21 protein-coding genes are annotated in these 17979 nt (G+C 57.0%); 7 read left to right on the forward strand and 14 right to left on the reverse strand.

The annotated features are described in order from the left end of the window. Positions 1-11 precede the first annotated feature (11 nt). Complete coding sequence (locus ACR0B8_RS08995; protein WP_170359915.1) at positions 12-872, forward strand: D-amino-acid transaminase; 861 nt, start codon at positions 12-14, stop codon at positions 870-872. A 44-nt stretch (positions 873-916) separates the two neighbouring features. On the opposite strand, the gene ACR0B8_RS09000 is transcribed toward ACR0B8_RS08995, so the two are convergent. The 3 genes from ACR0B8_RS09000 to ACR0B8_RS09010 form a co-directional block, all read right to left on the reverse strand. Beyond that, positions 917-1231 (reverse strand): DUF1244 domain-containing protein, encoded by a 315-nt coding sequence (locus tag ACR0B8_RS09000; protein ID WP_170377405.1) that lies wholly within the window; start codon positions 1229-1231, stop codon positions 917-919. 105 nt (positions 1232-1336) lie between these two features. Continuing rightward, entirely contained in the window at positions 1337-1576 is a 240-nt protein-coding gene (locus ACR0B8_RS09005; RefSeq protein ID WP_170359919.1) for a DUF6868 family protein, read from the reverse strand. Between the two features lie 86 nt (positions 1577-1662). Continuing rightward, positions 1663-2400: an N-formylglutamate amidohydrolase gene (locus ACR0B8_RS09010; protein ID WP_226688895.1), complete on the reverse strand. Its 738-nt coding sequence runs from the start codon at positions 2398-2400 to the stop codon at positions 1663-1665. 133 nt (positions 2401-2533) lie between these two features. Between ACR0B8_RS09010 and pyk the strand changes: the two genes are divergently transcribed. Beyond that, entirely contained in the window at positions 2534-3979 is a 1446-nt protein-coding gene (pyk, locus tag ACR0B8_RS09015; protein ID WP_480658354.1) for a pyruvate kinase, read from the forward strand. Positions 3980-4027: 48 nt separating this feature from the next. On the opposite strand, the gene ACR0B8_RS09020 is transcribed toward pyk, so the two are convergent. After that, positions 4028-4471, reverse strand: coding sequence for an Lrp/AsnC family transcriptional regulator (locus tag ACR0B8_RS09020; protein ID WP_174818870.1), 444 nt, complete (start codon positions 4469-4471; stop codon positions 4028-4030). A 199-nt stretch (positions 4472-4670) separates the two neighbouring features. On the opposite strand from ACR0B8_RS09020, the gene ACR0B8_RS09025 reads away from it, so the two are divergent. From ACR0B8_RS09025 to rplT, 4 genes are all read left to right on the forward strand, one after another. Further along, on the forward strand, positions 4671-5108 hold the full coding sequence (locus ACR0B8_RS09025) for a universal stress protein (protein ID WP_170359925.1): 438 nt from the start codon (positions 4671-4673) through the stop codon (positions 5106-5108). A 14-nt stretch (positions 5109-5122) separates the two neighbouring features. Beyond that, entirely contained in the window at positions 5123-6673 is a 1551-nt protein-coding gene (locus tag ACR0B8_RS09030; protein ID WP_170350296.1) for an alanine/glycine:cation symporter family protein, read from the forward strand. A 182-nt stretch (positions 6674-6855) separates the two neighbouring features. Beyond that, positions 6856-7056 (forward strand): 50S ribosomal protein L35, encoded by a 201-nt coding sequence (rpmI, locus tag ACR0B8_RS09035; protein WP_010443552.1) that lies wholly within the window; start codon positions 6856-6858, stop codon positions 7054-7056. A 14-nt stretch (positions 7057-7070) separates the two neighbouring features. Beyond that, positions 7071-7436 (forward strand): 50S ribosomal protein L20, encoded by a 366-nt coding sequence (rplT, locus tag ACR0B8_RS09040; protein WP_152457001.1) that lies wholly within the window; start codon positions 7071-7073, stop codon positions 7434-7436. Positions 7437-7554: 118 nt separating this feature from the next. On the opposite strand, the gene ACR0B8_RS09045 is transcribed toward rplT, so the two are convergent. The 3 genes from ACR0B8_RS09045 to ACR0B8_RS09055 form a co-directional block, all read right to left on the reverse strand. Beyond that, positions 7555-8184, reverse strand: coding sequence for a C39 family peptidase (locus tag ACR0B8_RS09045; protein WP_170359927.1), 630 nt, complete (start codon positions 8182-8184; stop codon positions 7555-7557). 235 nt (positions 8185-8419) lie between these two features. After that, complete coding sequence (locus ACR0B8_RS09050) at positions 8420-8881, reverse strand: hypothetical protein (RefSeq protein WP_226688897.1); 462 nt, start codon at positions 8879-8881, stop codon at positions 8420-8422. 122 nt (positions 8882-9003) lie between these two features. Continuing rightward, positions 9004-10395 carry an aminotransferase family protein gene (locus ACR0B8_RS09055; RefSeq protein ID WP_170359931.1) on the reverse strand — a complete coding sequence of 464 codons (1392 nt, stop codon included), beginning with the start codon at positions 10393-10395 and terminating at the stop codon, positions 9004-9006. Between the two features lie 221 nt (positions 10396-10616). On the opposite strand from ACR0B8_RS09055, the gene ACR0B8_RS09060 reads away from it, so the two are divergent. Beyond that, positions 10617-12245, forward strand: coding sequence for an acyl-CoA synthetase (locus tag ACR0B8_RS09060; RefSeq protein ID WP_480658351.1), 1629 nt, complete (start codon positions 10617-10619; stop codon positions 12243-12245). Here ACR0B8_RS09060 and ACR0B8_RS09065 read toward each other — a convergent pair. From ACR0B8_RS09065 to fahA, 7 genes are all read right to left on the reverse strand, one after another. After that, entirely contained in the window at positions 12242-12583 is a 342-nt protein-coding gene (locus ACR0B8_RS09065) for a DOPA 4,5-dioxygenase family protein (RefSeq protein WP_480658349.1), read from the reverse strand. The genes ACR0B8_RS09060 and ACR0B8_RS09065 overlap by 4 nt on opposite strands. Before the next feature lie 89 nt (positions 12584-12672). Continuing rightward, entirely contained in the window at positions 12673-13311 is a 639-nt protein-coding gene (maiA, locus tag ACR0B8_RS09070; protein WP_480658347.1) for a maleylacetoacetate isomerase, read from the reverse strand. A gap of 4 nt (positions 13312-13315) precedes the next feature. Then, positions 13316-13513 carry a DUF2783 domain-containing protein gene (locus tag ACR0B8_RS09075; protein WP_170350302.1) on the reverse strand — a complete coding sequence of 66 codons (198 nt, stop codon included), beginning with the start codon at positions 13511-13513 and terminating at the stop codon, positions 13316-13318. Positions 13514-13517: 4 nt separating this feature from the next. Next, on the reverse strand, positions 13518-15128 hold the full coding sequence (locus ACR0B8_RS09080; RefSeq protein ID WP_480658346.1) for an FAD-dependent oxidoreductase: 1611 nt from the start codon (positions 15126-15128) through the stop codon (positions 13518-13520). 136 nt (positions 15129-15264) lie between these two features. Next, a complete protein-coding gene (locus tag ACR0B8_RS09085; protein WP_480658344.1) occupies positions 15265-16215 on the reverse strand; it encodes an MBL fold metallo-hydrolase in 951 nt (316 codons plus the stop codon). Further along, the gene (locus tag ACR0B8_RS09090; RefSeq protein WP_170359943.1) at positions 16215-16691 is read right to left on the reverse strand and encodes a DUF2059 domain-containing protein; all 477 of its coding nucleotides are present in this window, start codon (positions 16689-16691) and stop codon (positions 16215-16217) included. The genes ACR0B8_RS09085 and ACR0B8_RS09090 overlap by 1 nt, the downstream gene beginning before the upstream one ends. Before the next feature lie 28 nt (positions 16692-16719). Continuing rightward, the gene (gene fahA / locus ACR0B8_RS09095; RefSeq protein ID WP_226688900.1) at positions 16720-17976 is read right to left on the reverse strand and encodes a fumarylacetoacetase; all 1257 of its coding nucleotides are present in this window, start codon (positions 17974-17976) and stop codon (positions 16720-16722) included. Positions 17977-17979: the final 3 nt, after the last annotated feature.

Genomic DNA, 17979 nt, shown 5'->3' on the forward strand with positions numbered 1-17979 from the left:
AAGGATATGACATGACCCGCACCGTTTACGTGAATGGCGAATACCTGCCTGAAACCGAAGCCCAGGTTTCCATTTTTGACCGTGGTTTCCTGTTCGCGGATGCCGTTTACGAAGTCACCAGCGTTCTGGATGGAAAGCTGATCGATTTTGAAGGCCATGCCGTGCGCCTCAAGCGGTCTTTGGACGAGTTGGAGATGGCCGAGCCCTGCACCAAGGATGAGCTGCTGGACATTCACCGCAAGCTGGTTGAGCTGAACGGCATCGAAGAAGGTCTTGTGTACCTGCAGGTCAGCCGTGGATCGGATGGCGACCGGGATTTCGTGTTCCCGTCGGCGGACACCAAGCCCAGTCTGGTTCTGTTCACGCAGAACAAGCCGGGTCTGGCCGACAGCCCAGCGGCGAAAAAAGGTGCAAAGATCATCTCGATCGAGGACATCCGTTGGGGTCGGCGCGATATCAAGACTGTTCAGCTGCTGTACCCGTCGATGGGTAAGATGATGGCCAAGAAAGCGGGCTGCGACGATGCATGGCTGATCGAAGACGGCTATGTCACCGAGGGCACCAGCAACAACGCCTACTACGTGAAAGACGGCAAGATCGTCACCCGCCCGCTGTCGACCGACATTCTGCACGGGATCACCCGTAAGGCCGTGCTGCGCATGGCGGCTGAGGCGCAGATGGAAGTCGAAGAACGCCTGTTCACCATCGACGAAGCGAAAGAGGCGGACGAAGCCTTTACCACCTCGGCCAGTGCCTTTGTCATGCCGGTAGTTGAAATTGACGGTGTAACGCTGGGGGATGGCACGCCGGGCCCGATCGCCAAACGGCTGCGTGAGATTTACCTGGACGAAAGCCGCAAGGCAGCGATCTAAAGCAAAGGCCCGCCGGATTGGCGGGCCTTTTTCGTTTTAGGGGATTAGTCTTTTTTCCCAACATTCTCTTCAAACGCAACCTTGAAGGCGGCCTGTTTTTCAGGGCTTGCATCGGTCTGATAGTTGGCTTTCCACTCATCCATGGTCATGCCGTAGAAAATCTGGCGGGCTTCGTCCTTGCCCATTTCGATGCCCTTTTCGTTGGCGGCTTCCTGATACCAACGCGACAGGCAGTTGCGGCAGAACCCGGCCAGATTCATCATGTCGATGTTCTGAACGTCCGTGCGGTCTTCCATCAGGTGCTTTTGCAACCGGCGGAACGCGGCGGCCTGAAGTTCGATTTCGGTTTGCTTGTCCATTGTCGGGCTCCCAATGCGTGTCGTTTGCCTGACCTAACAATCCGAAGGCGTCGTTACAATAAACAGGAAGGGCCAGCAGGCCCTTCCCAGCGATCGATTTCGGTTTTAAGCCAGCTTCAGGGCCAGCCACGGCATCAGGCAGAATACGATGGTCAGTATCTTGTAGTTGGCCAGATACCGGAAATAGGCTCTTTTCGCATCGCCAGGCTCCATCTGGAACATCCGGCCGTGTATCTTGGCAGCCCAGTCCTGTGAAACAACGATCATCAGAGTAGTGAACACCAGAAGGGCGAGGTTAAGGACCGTCATCCAGCCGAAGACGGTCGTCAGGAATTCCTGAGTCATGGTCGTCTCCTTTCACTTAATATATGGGGGCTCGGGATACCCTCACAATAACGTGAGACCCGGAATCGACCTTATTTGACCTGACGTCAAAGACCGCTTTCGCCCAAAGCGTCCTGCAGGATTATGGCCAAACGCTCTGCCCATTCACGCTGTCCGGCATTGTCCGCGATCAGATCATTACGCAGCTCGATCAAGGCGTTAGGGCGACCATGCGTTGTGCAGTGCCGATCAATTGCGTCACCGGGCAGCACGCCAGTATAGGGCTCGTTGACGCCAACACACAGGTCTGCTTCGGCCCCAAGACGGTCGATCAACGGGCGCGAGAACCGTTCATCCGGAGTGTGCAGTACTCCAATATGCCATGGGCGTGGGTCGCGGCCACGCAGTTGGCGGGTGAAGGAATGCATCGACACGATCACCGCATGCGGCAGACCCGCCATACGTTCCAGCGCCTCGTGATAGGGGCGGTAGCACATGTTCAGACGCCGTTCACGCTCAGACGCGTCTGCGTGGCGGTTGCCGGGGATGATCGAACCGTCATACAGCTTCATCAGCAGGGTCGGGTCATCCTCACCCCGGTTGGGATCAATCACCAGACGTGAGAAATTGGCGGCAATAACTGGCGCGTTCAGGATCTCTCCCAAATGCTTTGACACCTCATACGCGCCCACGTCATAGGCGATGTGACGCTCCATATCCTCGCGCGGCAGGCCGAGGTCTCCGCCGTTGATTTCGGGGGGCACCGTGTTGGTTGCGTGGTCACATGTGATCAGCCAGCGCGAGGGGCGATCAGCGCCGCGGATAAAAAACGGGGAATACGTCATAAGCCTGTCATCTAGTTTGCCGCAGGTGTAGGGCAGTTGCTTCGGAAAGGGAATTGCGCAATAAGCAGCCTGATGCAATGTTTGCGGTAACATTTGTGCGATTCAGACAGAAGACGTGAGGAGAGAAATACCAATGCGACGCCTGAGGAATGTAAAAATTGTGGCGACGCTGGGACCGGCGTCCAATGATTATGACACCATCCGTGCGCTGCACGAGGCCGGGGCAGATGTGTTTCGTCTGAACATGAGCCACGGCAGCCATGATGAGATTCGCGAACGTCACCGGATCATCCGACAGGTGGAAAAGGATCTGGAAAGCCCGATTGCGATTCTGGCTGACCTGCAAGGGCCCAAACTGCGCCTGGGTGAGTTCGCCAATGACGCCGAAGAACTGGAAGAGGGCGCAGCCTTCCGTCTGGACCTTGACGCTACTCCGGGGGACAGAGGCCGCGTTTGTCTGCCGCATCCCGAGATTTTCGCCGCACTTGAACCGGGCGCGCGGCTGTTGGTTAATGACGGCAAAATCCGCCTGATCGTTCAGGATTGTGGCAAGGAATTCGCCAATTGCACGGTGGAGGTCGGAGGCACGATATCGAACCGGAAAGGTGTGAACGTCCCCGATGTGGTTCTTCCGTTGGCCGCGCTGTCTGAAAAAGATCGCGATGATCTGGAGTTTGTCTGTAAATTGGGCGTTGACTGGCTGGGGTTGAGCTTTGTTCAGCGCGCCAAGGACGTCTTTGAGGCCCGCGCACTGGCTGATGGCCGGGCCTCAATCCTGTCCAAGATCGAAAAACCTGCGGCAGTTGAGGCATTTGACGAAATCCTCGATGCCTCGGACGGGATCATGGTGGCCCGCGGCGACCTGGGGGTCGAATTGCCGGTTTCAGCCGTACCGCCGATCCAGAAACGGCTGGTAAGACGATGCCGCGCGGCGGCTAAGCCGGTGATCGTGGCCACTCAGATGTTGGAGAGTATGATCGAAAGCCCGATGCCAACGCGAGCCGAGGTTTCGGACGTCGCGACAGCGATTTATGAAGGCACTGATGCCATCATGCTCAGCGCTGAATCAGCGGCGGGGTCGTATCCGATAGAGGCCGTGCAAACCATGAACAAGGTCGCTATCGAGGTCGAGGCCGATCCGACCTACACCCAGATCATCGCCGCCTCGCGCACCGCAAAGGGCACCACAATTGCTGACGGGATCGTGGCAGCTGCGCGTGAGATTGCTGAAAAGACAGACATCAAGGCCATTTGTTGCTTTACCCAAAGCGGCACAACGGCGCTGTTGACCGCGCGGGAACGTCCCGGTGTGCCGATCATCGCCATGACGCCCGCCACCGGAACCGCACGGCGCCTGTGCCTGAGCTGGGGCTGCCATTGCGTGATGACGCCCGAGCTTGAGCGCTTTAAGGGTGCCGTTGTCAATGCTGCTCGAACGGCCCGCGCTGCTGGGTTTGCTACCGAGACCGATCAGATTGTGGTCACCGCTGGGGTGCCGTTCAACGTACCCGGAACCACTAATATCCTGCGTATTGCGCCCTGTGACGAACGTTTGATTTACAACACAGATCCGGGCTGATGAACTTGCGTCAACGTGCATGCTGCCTCATGGCAGACAGGTCACTTGTCAAGCGACAGGGCTTTTTACGATCTCCATTACAGTAAATGAGCTTGTCTGGTGAATTCCAGGCAGCTTATTTATTTTCTCACCGAGGATATCGCGGAAGTGCGTGATATCCCGCGTGCGGACTGTCAGGAGATAATCAAACGATCCTGCCACCATTAAGCAGCTTTCAATTTCTGGAATATTGCGGACAGCGTCATTGAACCTGCCAAGAGATTGCTCAGCCGTCGCGGCCAGTGAAACCTGCACAACCGTGACCAAGGCTAGCCCCATTCGCTCTTTATCGACGATGGCACAATAGCCTTTGATGTACCCGTTTTTTTCCAAGCGCTTGACCCGCTCGGAACAGGGGGTATTGGTCAGGTTGACACGTGCCGCAAGATCGACGATCGACAACCTTCCGTTGATTTCCAGCTCTTGCAGGATGCGTTGGTCTATTTTGTCCAATTCTCTATCGATCAGTAAAAATCCCTGAAATTTTAGTGCAAGACGACATTTTTCACTGAATATAGACTAAAATAATCCCCAATTCCTAGTGATTATTCCTGATACTTATCTGAAGACAGCTGCGTCAATGTGTTCCAAGTTTGGCTGTCTTGTCGAGGGCACGGGCCTCGACCCAACGAAAAAAAATTGGAGAACCGACATGACAACAAAAATTGTCATTGGACTGGACGGGACAGAGACCGGGGAGCGCGCGATCGCTTTTGCCAAGGATTTGGCAGGGCGCATCGGTTCATGCGAGTTGCTTGTGGTTTATGTGATCGAATGGTCCCCATTTACTTTTCAGACACCTGAAGAAAATGCCCTGCGCCATAAGCGGCGCGAGGAAGAGGTCGAATTGGCCTCGACACGGATCGTCACCCCTGCGGTGGAAGCTTTGAACGCGGCCGGTTTTACGGCCCATGGCATTGTACGCCATGGTGACGTGGCTGAAACGCTGAACGCGATCACAGTCGAAAACGGTGGTACCCAGATCGTCGTCGGGCGCGCCTCGGCGGATGGGTTCAAGAAACGGCTCTTTGGCAGCTCGACCCAGAATCTGGTCATGCATGCCGATGTACCGGTCACCGTTGTGAACTGAGCGGAGGGACGAGAATGAATATGCTTAAAAAACTGGGCTTTGCCACAGCGGCTGCCCTGTTCGCCAGCCCCGCTTTAGCCCAAGAGGCGCCGGGTCTGGACGACAAGATCAACCAAGCCTTTGCTGATTTCACCGGGCCGTTCGTTAGCTTTATCTTTGCCCCGTTTCCGGGCACTAGCTTCCCTTGGATCGTGGGTTGGCTGGTCGTCGCGGCCACAGTGTTCACGCTGTATTTTGCCTTTGTGCAGCTGCGGTTCTTTAGTCACGCGATCAGCCTTGTGAAAGGCGACTATTCCGATCCCAACGATGCGGGTGAGGTCAGCCACTTTCAGGCGTTGGCCACGGCGCTTTCAGGAACGGTCGGTTTGGGCAACATCGCTGGTGTGGCGGTGGCCGTCGGGATCGGCGGGCCGGGTGCCACGTTCTGGATGATCGTCGCGGGCCTGCTGGGCATGGCGTCGAAATTCACTGAGTGTACGCTGGGCGTGAAATACCGCAACGAATACGACGACGGCACCGTTTCCGGTGGCCCGATGTATTACATGTCCAAAGGGTTCAGTGAGCTGGGCTTGCCGGGCGGTAAGATCCTGGCTGTTCTGTTTTCGATCTTCTGTATTCTTGGCGCGCTGGGCGGGGGCAACATGTTCCAGGCCAATCAGGCGCACCAACAGATTGCAGGCATTGTCGGGGATTATCCGGGCTGGATTACAGGCCTGGTCTTTGCCGGCATCGTGTTTGCAGTGATCGTGGGCGGCCTGAAATCCATCGCGCGCGTCACCGAAAAGGTCGTGCCGTTCATGGGTGTTATGTACGTGGCGGCAGCACTAGTGATCATCATCATGCACGCAGACCAGATCGGCTGGGCCTTCGGCCAGATCTTTGCGGGTGCCTTCACTGGCCTCGGCATCGCAGGCGGTATGGTTGGGGCGCTGATCCAGGGCTTCCGCCGTGCGGCGTTCTCGAACGAGGCGGGCGTTGGTTCAGCTGCAATTGCCCACTCGGCCGTGCGGACCAAAGAGCCCATCACCGAGGGCTTCGTGTCGCTGCTTGAGCCGTTCATTGATACGGTCGTGATCTGTACAATGACTGCATTGGTGATCATCATCACTCAGCAGCTGATCATCGACCCGGAAACCGGCCTTTACATGCTGACCGAAGATGGTTCGGCTATTGCCACCGTTGACGGTAATTCGGGTGTCAGCCTGACGTCTGCGGCGTTTGGCAGTGCGTTCAGCTGGTTCCCCTATGTTCTGGCGATCGCGGTGGTTCTGTTTGCCTTCTCGACCATGATCAGTTGGTCCTATTATGGCCTCAAGGCCTGGACTTATCTGTTCGGCGAAGGACACACCAAAGAGCTGGTGTTCAAGGTCATCTTCTGCATCTTCGTTGTCATCGGTGCGGCGGCCAACCTTGGTCCGGTCATCGACTTCTCGGATGCGGCGATCTTTGCAATGGCGGTTGTGAACGTCTTTGCGCTCTACTTCTTGATGAAAGTGGTGCGCGAAGAGCTGGCCAGCTATGCAGCCCGCCTGAAAAGCGGCGAAATCCGCAAATTCGAGCACTAAATCACTCCACCGGGGCGGCCAGCGCTGCCCCGGTGCCTGACCACCCTGCGAAAAGCGCAGATTCTGGTCAAATCCCCCTTGCCAGTATGGAAGAACTTGCGTAAACGGCGCTTCTGATCGCGTGACCGGCCGAGATGGCATGCCGAGTCGCGTCTGAAACCGAACCCCGAAAGGAGACGGAAATGCCTAAGATGAAGACAAAGTCGAGCGCCAAGAAGCGCTTTAAGGTGACTGCGACCGGTAAGGTCCTTGCTGGCCAGGCCGGCAAACGTCACGGCATGATCAAGCGGACCAAGAAATTTATCCGCGATGCCCGTGGCAACACCACCCTGTCCGCCCCCGACGCCAAGATCGTCAAGGGCTACATGCCCTACGACCGCTAAGAGGAGATTAAGAGATGTCCCGCGTTAAAGGTGGAACCGTAACTCACGCCCGTCACAAGAAGGTCATCAAGGCTGCCAAAGGTTACTATGGCCGCCGCAAGAGCACCTTCAAGGTTGCCCGTCAGGCCGTCGACAAGGCCAACCAGTACGCAACCCGCGACCGTAAGAACCGCAAGCGCAACTTCCGCGCGCTGTGGATCCAGCGGATCAACGCTGCTGTGCGCTCGCATGACGAGGCTCTGACATATTCCCGCTTCATCAACGGCCTGAACCTGGCCGGTATCGAAGTGGACCGCAAAGTTCTGGCCGACCTGGCCGTGCACGAACCGGAAGCGTTCGGCGCGATCGTCGCCAAAGCTCAGGCCGCTCTGACTGCCTGATCCTCTGAAAAGAGACAGTGAATGAAAGGCCGTCCCTTTGGGGCGGCCTTTTTTGCAAGCCCACACAAGTGCGATACTTAATTGGAACACAAAACGCGCTGCTTTGAAATTCTCCGCGCTATTTCTTCGGATAGGCAAAAAATGCGCTGCGTGAATGTCCAAATCGGTGATTGTGCCAGTTTTCGCGCAACGAAGCGTAGCTTATAATGCGAGATTGGTTTCCCGGAAGATTGGGGTCTCGAACAAAGACGACCTGTTTCGCGTCGTCAAAGCCTATCAAAACAAAGGTATGACCCGCGTCTTGATGAACATCTATCAATACTGGCAATCCCTTCTCCAAGTTTCGTTTAATCTGCTTAAGCCCAGACGCAAAACCCGAGTTAGTTTTGGGATAATCGCGTATTTTCCAATTATACCCGAGACTTTGAAGCGCATGGTTCATGTCACGCCAATAGGTAAAGTCCGCATTTCTTCGACTTTCTGGCTTGTAACCCTCAGCTAAAGCTTTGAGTTCTCTTGGGTCAGCGGCGTTGCCAAAGTAACTCATAACCATAGCGGCAGAAGTCGGCACACAAAGATTGAGCCCCTGACGGATATGGGGAACATCCAAACGCACAAGGGACTTCGAAATCTGTGGCGGAGGAAGTTTATTGTGAGAAACCGCCCCATACTTCCAACTTATTTCCGCGCTGAGGCACGAAGCACAAAATAGATAAGCAAAAGCAATTAACAACGACGTTCTTTTCATAGCCATCTCGATTAACCATTTGTCAAAATACAACGGAGGCTAGTCTAAAAGCCGTCAATTTGGCAAATGCAGCAATGAAAGAGTCGAGGCTGTTGGGCATCGCGCAAGTGGCCGCTTTGTCTCGTATGGCACGCAATTTGGGTTCTGAGCCCCAGAAGGCCCAGGGCGTTCAACGATGGACCCAGATATTTGGTGTTACATGGCGATATGCGGGGCAATCGCAAATAAGCATCACCTAATTGTTGCTATCCTTCTGCACCAACTGCGCTGCAAAGGCCACGCCGGTTCCCGGTCCCGCATAGGTGACCATGATCACGTCATCCAGATAGACACCGTTGAAAATCCCAGCCGAGACGTCATCCCCCGATATCCCGGCCTCAGCCAATACGAACCGGGTGGGGTCATCCAGGCTGAAGGTGCCCATCGCCTCTTCGACGATCCATTCCTTGTCCCCAATGCGGCGCCAGCGGTTGGTGGCAGTGATAAGGTTGCCGTCCAATTTGGTGACTTCCAACTCCATCTCGGTCTGCAGCAGGCCTTTCTCGTGGTTGGGGTTCGATTTGGCGAAGGCCACCAGGTAGGTGCCATGCCATGTGCCGACGATCTGAGGGAAGCCGCTGCCGTCTTCGGCGCTGGCGGGGGCTGCAAGGGCCAACGCAAGGGCGGCGGCAATGCTGCGGAAAAGGTTGAGTGTCATGGGGCGATCTCCTGCAAAGGGTGCCATCAGGCTACCCGAGTTCAGGACATTGGCAAACCATGGTGTAGAAACAAAAAAACCGGCGCCGATAGCGCCGGTTTTCACAAGCTTTGTGTAGCGACTTAGCCGAACACACGACCCAGCGCGCCGTCGACGGCGTCGGTGATCTGGTCGATGTCATCTGCCGTTGCGATCAGCGCGGGCGAGAAGCACAGCGTGTTGTTGCGGCTGGGGATCGAGCGGTTGGTGGCACCGATGATGACGCCTTGCGCCATACAATCAGCCACAACGGCCTGAACCTTTTTTTCGTCCATCGGCTCTTTGGTTGAACGGTCTGCGACCAGCTCGGCACCCAGGAACAGGCCCTTGCCGCGCACGTCGCCGATGACCTTGTGCTTTTCCATCAGCGCCTGCAGGTTGCCCATCATGCGGTCACCCATGTCGGCGCAGTTGCCCAGCAGGTTTTCGTCCTGAATGATGCGCATGTTTTCAACCGCAGCTGCCGGGCCGGCGGTGCAGCCACCAAAGGTCGAGATGTCGCGGAAATAGCTCATCGGATCAGCGGCATCGTCCTTGAACATGTCAAAGACTTCCTCGGTGGTGACCATGCAGGCAATCGCCGCATAGCCCGAGGCAACGCCTTTGGCCATGGTCACGAAGTCCGGCTTGATGCCGTATTGCTGATAGCCGAACCAAGTGCCCGTACGACCGACGCCGCAGACCACTTCGTCGATATGCAGCAGCACTTCGTACTTCTTGCAGATTTCCTGCACGCGCTGCCAATAGCCTTCGGGCGCTTCGATCACGCCGCCGCCTGCGGTTACCGGCTCAAGGCACAGTGCGCCAACGGTGTCGGGACCTTCGCGCAGGATGACCTCTTCGATCTGATCTGCGGCCCAGACGCCAAAGTTTTCTTCGGGCGCGCCGTCCAGCTCGTGCTTGCGGTACTCCATGCAGTGGGGCACGCGCACGAAATCGGGCGCGAAGGGGCCGTACTGGGCGTTGCGCTCGTCCTGACCGCCTGCCGACATGGTCGCCAGGGTCGAGCCGTGATAGTCACGGTCGCGGTACAGGATTTTGGTCTTTTTGCCGCCATAGCGCTTATGCGCGATCTGACGGACCATCTTGAAGGCCTTCTCGTTCGCCTCAGAGCCCGAGTTGGTGTAGTACACCCGGCTCATGCCCGGCATTTTGTCGATCAGCATTTCGGCAAAGATCGAACCGGGGATCGAACCTGCGGTATTGGCGAAATAGCACAGCTTCATCAGCTGTTCGTAGACCGCCTTACAGATTGATTCGCGGCCATAGCCAACGTTGACGGTCCAAACACCACCGGACACGGCGTCCAGATGCTCTTTGCCCTTTTGATCCCAAACGCGCATGCCCTTGCCTTCGACAATGATGCGTGGGTCATTGGTTTCAAAGGGTTTATGCTGGATCAGGTGATGCCAGATGTGGGCGCGGTCGGCTTCGACTACGCGGGAAAGATCGTTTTCGTTGAACGTGCCGTCCATGACATGTCCTTTCAATAAAGCTCGTTGCACGGATTGCAGGGGCTATCCCGAACCGGCAGATGTTTTCGATGGCTCAGATCACCTTGAATGGCCTGTCGGAGATAGGGCCAGATTGCACCATCCCGTATTGCCAGTCCATTCCTGAGACGTATTTTTACGGGTTTGTCAGGGGCTCAACTTTGTGCTCAATTCGCGCAAATCGCGATTGGGAGGATCAGCGGATGGGAGCCACACAAATTTACGAGCGTCATCTGGACAAATGCCGGGCCAACTATGTGCCGTTGTCCCCGTTGAGCTTTCTCGAGCGCACAGCGCAGGTTTACCCTGATTACCCCTCGGTTGTGTATGGTGATCGCCGGTATAGCTGGGCCGAGACCTATTCCCGATGCCGCCGTCTGGCGGGCGCATTGGTCTCACGTGGAATAGGGCAAGGCGACACTGTGTCGATCATCGCCGCCAATATCCCTGAAATGTACGAGGCACATTTTGGCGTGCCCATGGCCGGTGCCGTATTGAACGCGATCAACACGCGGTTGGATGCGGCGATCATTGCCTTCATCCTTAATCACGCGGAATCCAAGGTGCTGCTGGTCGATCCCGAATTTTCGGGTGTGGTGAAAGAGGCGCTGAAACAGGTCGACCACGACCTGTTGGTCATTGATATCGAAGACGCCAGTTTTGAGGGCGGAGAAAAGTTGGGCAACCTGACCTATGACGCCTTGCTGGCAGACAGCGATCCGGAATTTGAGTGGTCCTTGCCCAAAGACGAATGGGACGCGATGACGCTGAATTACACGTCCGGGACAACGGGCAATCCGAAAGGCGTGGTTTATCACCATCGGGGCGCGGCGCTGAACGCACAGTCGGACTTGTTGGATTGGGATATGCCGAAGCATGCAGTCTATTTGTGGACTTTGCCGATGTTTCATTGCAATGGCTGGTGCTTCCCATGGGCGATGGCGGCCAATGCGGGCGTTTCGGTCTGTCTGCGCGCGGTGCGTGCCGAACCGATCTATGCAGCCTTTAGAGATGAGAAGGTCACACATTTCTGCGGCGCGCCAATTGTGCTGAATATGCTGGCCCATGCACCGGATGAGTTGAAAGACTTTGATCATCAGATCAAGGTGATGACAGCGGGCGCCCCGCCACCCGCCGCTGTGATCGAGGCGATGGAGGCCATGGGGATCGAGGTGACCCATGTGTATGGTCTGACCGAAACCTATGGCCCGTCGGTGGTCTGCGCCTGGAAAGACGAATGGAACACCAAGGATGCACAGGAACGCGCGGCGCTGAAGGTGCGGCAGGGGGTGCGCTATTCGGCCCTGTCGGGCCTGATGGTGGCCGACCCTGAAACGCTAGAACCTGTACCTGCCGATGGCGAAACCATGGGTGAGATTTTCATGCAGGGCAACGTGGTGATGAAGGGCTATCTGAAAAATCCCGAGGCAACGGACAAAGCCTTTAACGGCGGTTGGTTTGCTTCGGGCGATCTGGGGGTGATGTATCCCGACGGCTATATCGCGCTTAAGGATCGGTCCAAGGACATCATCATTTCAGGGGGCGAGAATATCTCGTCGGTCGAGGTCGAAGGCATCCTGTACAAACACCCAGCAGTGATGGAGGCCGCTGTAGTGGCGCGGCCTGACGAAAAATGGGGCGAAACCCCCTGCGCTTTTGTCGAGCTAAAGCCTGACGCCACCGTGACCGAGGCGGAGTTGATCGCATTCTGCCGGGATAACATGGCCCATTTCAAAGCGCCTAAGACAGTGGTGTTCGGAACCTTGCCCAAAACCTCAACTGGGAAGGTTCAGAAGTTTGTGCTGAGGGATCAGGCGCGTACGCTGACCTAAGCGCCCATCTTGTCAAAGATCGAAAGGTTCAGCTCAAGCATCTCACCCATCCAGATGGCCCGGTCCCGATGATCCTCAAGGTGCTGTCCGGTTTCGGGGTGGGTGAAGATGGTCAGGCCCTGCCGGTTCAGCATCAGCCAGGGAATGACCTGATCGAACGCGTCCGGTGCAAAGGCCAGCTGGCAGCTCCAGCGTGTGTGAGGGCCGACATTGCGTTCATGCACGCGACCCATATCAATAGAAAACAGCCGTGCCGCTTCTTCGCAAACCCGTCGTGCGGCATCCACTGTGTCCGCGTCAAAATAGACATGGGCGTGATAGCCGGTGATCTCGGGCATGGTGACCTCATCCATCTGTTTCACAGAAAACCTAGGTCGAACTTGCAGTCATTCCTATCCTCATCGGCACACATACCCTGTGCGCTGGGTTAAGTAGGGGCATTCGCATTCGGATGTGCCGCGGCAAAGGCGGGATGGTCGGCACAGGCGGCCTCGACTGCAAGGATGCGGGGCAGGTCGGACAAATCAACCTGCCAGCGCCGCGCATTATAGAGCTGCGGCATCAAGCACAGATCGGCCAGCCCTGGGCTGCTGCCCGTGCAATAGGGTGTCTGGTCAAATCCCGCCAGCAGCGTTTCAAACGCCAGCAGGCCGGGTCGTATGAAGTGGCGCATCCAATCGCCCGGCATCCCTTCTGCACCGTTGCTCAGCGTTGTGGCATATTGCGCCACCGACAGGTTGCAGACCGGGTGGATGTCCACCGCGATGGAGTGTGCCAGCGCCGTTGCCTTGGCGCGCAATGCAGGCTCGGCAGACAATAAGCCCAACCCCCGGCTTTGATCCAGATAGTCGATGATTGCCAAAGATTGCGTCAATCGCAGCCCGTCAATATCCAGCACCGGAATCAGCCCCTGCGGGTTACGCGCAAGATGGTCTTGTGACTTCTGGCCCCCGGCCTTTAGATCAACAAAGACAGGGCGATAGGCAATTCCCGCCAAATTCAGCGCGATGCGCACACGGTAGCTGGCCGATGAGCGCCAGAAATCAAAAAGAACCACTTCGCCCATTGTTTCAGGTCTCTCTTAGGGCCGCGGCTTCGACTGCCTGGTTCAGCACATCGGAGTCCCCGATATGGTTCGCCAAAACCAGAACCAGACGCGCGTTCAGCGCGTCGCTTGCGGATTTGTCCAACCCGTCATGGGCGGCCAGCAGTCCGGCATAGAAATCATCGGCATTGTCGAGATTGGGGGTGAGGATCAGATCAGTCATTTTCTTACTCCTTGCCGGTGGCCCGGCGGATCGCCTGCCGGAATGCGTTTTCTTCGTAGCTGTCACGCCGCGCGGCAACATGCTGATCGGGGCGGATCAGATAGACCGCGCTGGCGGCATCGCCCAGATACCGACGCTTGAGTTCCAGCGTCAGGTCATCCTTGACCGACAACGCAAGCCGGGTGGCTTCAACCCCGTCTTCTTCGATCCGCTCGGGGGCGTCGGCGTCAATGGTCAACAGGGTGAACTTGCCTGCCAATTTTGGCAACAAGAATTCATCGCCCAGCGGCGCATCCGGGCAGGCCGAGCCCGGTCGCGTGATATCCGGGCTGTCCAGTGCATCGGCTGAACTGAGCGAAGACCCCTGATAGGCGCAGGGTGTGCTCAACCGTCCGGAATTGACCAGAGGGCGGGCAAATTCGAAATGTTCGCTGAGGTCCAGAACCGCGTCCCGAAACAGTCGCGACATCTGGGATTTCGGCGTGATGAAGTCGGTCGAGCGGCTGGATTTCGTGATATTCTCATCCGCTGCCTGCACTCGCTCGCGGCTATAGCTGTCCAGCAAAAGCTCGGGCGCTTTGCGGTCCAGAACCAGTTTCAATTTCCAGCACAGGTTATCAGCGTCCTGAATTCCTGTGTTTGCCCCAAGTGCCCCAAACGGGCTGACTTGATGAGCGCTGTCGCCGGCAAACAGAACTCGCCCATGGCGGAACCGCTCCATCCGGCGGCATTGGAATGTATACACCGATACCCATTCCAGATCGAAATCCACATCTTCGCCCAGCATCGCTTTGAGGCGGGGGATGACATTCTCGGGGCGTTTTTCGCGCTCTTTGTCGATGTCCCAACCCAGTTGCAGATCAATGCGCCAGACATTGTCGGGCTGCTTGTGCAACAGAGCCGATTGCCCGCGATTGAACGGCGGATCGAACCAGAACCAGCGCTCGGTTGGGAGATCGGCCTCCATCACCACGTCGGCGATCAGGAAATTGTCTTCGAACACGCGGCCATCGAAATCCAGCCCCAGCATGCGACGGGTCGGAGAGCTGGCACCGTCGCAGGCAATCAGCCACTCGGCTTCGACGTTATAGGGCCCCTCGGGGGTTTCGACCTCAAGCACCACGTGGGTGTCATGGGTGCCGATGGCCTCGACCTTGTTGCGCCCACGGATTTCGATGGGCGCGCCCGAAGCCTGCAATTGCCGCACACGGTCGACCAAAGCATTTTCGAAATAGTATTGCTGAAGATTGATGAAGGCCGGGTTTGCAAAACCCGTGTCGGGTTGCAGATTGAACTCATAGACTTGGCGATTGTCGAAATAGACCTTGCCGACATTCCACTGCACGCCCTTGTCCACCATGGGGCTACCCGCGCCCAGACGGTCAGCAATATCCAGTGTACGTTGCGAAAAGCAGATGGCCCGGCTGCCGAAGCTGACCTTGTCATTGTCATCCAACACCACGACCGGGACACCTTGCTGGGCCAGATCTATCGCAGTGACCAGCCCGACCGGCCCGGCACCGACCACAATGACCTTGTGCCGGATGGCGATGGCAACGTCCTGATCCGGGCTGCGTTCGTAGGCGTAAAGTGGGACTTCGAAAATCTTGTTCATGGGTTCTCCCCCGATACATATGCGCGCAAGACGCAAATCTCCTGTCCTCTGACGCGGCCACGCCCGAGACCTTGCCCAATGCTTTCATTGATTTTTCCGACGCAAAACGATCTGGATCAAATGCGACGGAATGTCCTTAACTTTGCAGATTCGACCACATCTCAAGGTCGCGCTGGGCGGTCCAGATGCGTGGGGTGTCAATGCCGCGTGCCTCGTCATAGGCGCGCGCGACGTTGAAGGGCAAACAGTGTTCATAGATCGCATAGTCGGCGAATTTGGGGTCGCATTCAGCGCGCACAGCTTCCCAGGCCTGTTTTAAGGTGCCGCCACACGCGGCGACCCGTGCCGCCGGTCGGTAGGTGCTGTTGACGAAGTCGCGGGTGCTTTCAATCGCTGCGTTCACCATGTCTGCCCCGATCAGCGCATCTCCGCGCCCCGGGGCGATGGCATTCAGATCAAACGCCTTGATTGCGTCCAGCGTACCGCCCCAGTCGCCGAAATGCCCGTCACCGCAGTAGCAGGCGGAATGATATTCGACGATGTCGCCAGTGAACATTACGTTCTGGTCTGGCACATGAATCACGATGTCCCCGGCAGTGTGGGCGCGACCCAGGTGCATGAGGTCGACCCTGCGATTGCCCAGATAAACAGTCATCCTGTCCCGAAATGAAGTCGTGGGCCATGTCAGGCCGGGAATGCTTTCGTGCCCTTCAAACAGGCGGGGAAAGCGCTGAAACTCGCTATCCCAATCCTCTTGCCCGCGTTCGGCAACCATAGCGCGGGCCTTGTCCGACATGATGATCTGCTGCGCCTCGTAGGCACTGGCGCCCAGTACACGGACCGCATGATAATGCGTCAGCGCCAAATGTGTAATCGGCTTATCCGTGACCGAACGCACGCAGTCGATCACCTTGCGTGCCAGCTGCGGTGTGGCTTGTGCTTCGATAATCATCACGCTGTCGTCGCCGATGATTACGCCGGAATTTGGATCGCCCTGCGCTGTAAAGGCATATAGGCCCTCGCCAATTTCGGTGAACGAGATCGCCTTCTCAGAAAGATCCGATTGCGAGGCGAAGGCCTTTGTCATCAGTTTGTTTCCTGCAGGATCTTTGCCAACTCAGGTGTGACTTGTAACGTCACGCGCTGCATGTCAGCGGACAGGGCTCCCATGGTTTGCTGCATGAACGGCTGCATTTTGCCCATGATGGCGCTGCCATGCTCTGATCCGTAGAAATCGATCAATGCAGACAGTTCTTCGGCCGAGAACAAGTCAGCGCTGCTGTCGATCATCTGCTGTTCCAATTTCGGACGCAGGCTTTGCATCGCGCCAGACATCACAACACCAATACGCTGCAACTGATCCTCCGTCACAGTAACGCCCGGCGGAAGAGTGGCCGCAACCTGCGCTGCCATACCTTCGGGTGAGAACATGTTGTCCATCATCAATTGCACATCCGGCAACTTCACATATTCCTCGGCTAAGGCTTGATTATCGGCGGCCAAGGCCGAATGGCTGAACCCGATGGCCAGTATCAGAGAAGCAACAAGAGTTTTCAGGGTCACGTTTGATCCAATCACGTTTGGGCACGTTTCATCGTGCATATGGGGTGTCGAGCGCGGCGAGAACGGTTCCGGTGCAATTGCCGAAGCCAATCGTGTAACCGTCACCTTTGGCAGCGCCCTTCAACTCTAACGTGTCGCCATCTTCGATGAAACTGCGGGATTCACCGCTGTCCAGTGTCAGGGGTTCCTTTCCTCCCCAGCTTAGCTCCAGCAGTGAGCCGCGTTCGGGCTTAGTTGGACCCGAAATGGTGCCAGACCCCAGCAGATCGCCGGTGTTCATCGGGCAGCCGGATGTGGTGTGATGCGCCAGTTGCTGCGCGGCTGAATAGTACATTTCCTTGTAATTGGTCCGCGCGATGGTTGTGGCGGCCTTGCCATTGGGCGCCATTGAGATTTCCAGATCGATATCATACAGCATCGGGCCGCAATCTTTCAGGTGATCCAGCAGTTCGACCTCACGTTCCGGAGTGTCGCAGCGGAACGGCTCCAACGCCGCTTTGGTGATGATCCACGGGCTGATCGAAGTGGCCGTGGCCTTGGCCTGAAACGGGCCGAGAGGCTGGTATTCCCAGGCCTGGATATCACGCGCAGACCAGTCGTTCAGCAGGACGTAGCCAAAGATGTTGTCGTCAGCCTCCTGCACCGAGATCGGACCCTCCGACGGGGTGCCGACGATGGCGCCCATCTCAAGTTCGATATCGAACCGTGCCGAGGGGGCAAAGCGGGGCGTGTTGTCATTTGGCCCTTTCAGCTGACCCCACGGGCGGCGAATGTCCGTACCCGAGACAACAACTGACGACGCCCGGCCGTTATAGCCGATCGGGATGTGCAGCCAGTTCGGCGGCAGCGCGTTTTCCGGGCCGCGGAACATGGTTCCGACATTCTGGGCGTGATGCCGTCCCGCATAGAAATCGGTGTATTCGCTGACGGCAAACGGCATGTGCATTTCAGCCTCTGCCTGCGCGATAAGCAGGGGTTCGACCTTGTCTTGCTCTTCCGACCCTTCGGTCAGCAAATCTGTCAGCCGATCGCGCAGGGCAGCCCAGACGGCGGGGCCTTGCTCCATCAGCGGGTTCCAGAAGGGCAGGTCAAACAGTGGCTCATCGGACAGGTCGATCAAACCCTCGACTTCGGCCGTGGTGACATCCAGGATCAAGTCTCCGATGGCGACACCACAGCGGGGCTCGTCGCCCCCGGTCGAAAACACGCCATAGGGCAGGTTGTTCAGTGGAAAAGGGTGGGCCGCGTCATTGGCCGAGGCCACCCAGGATTTCATCAAAGGCATCTG

This window comes from Ruegeria sp. BH6 (assembly GCF_056538105.1).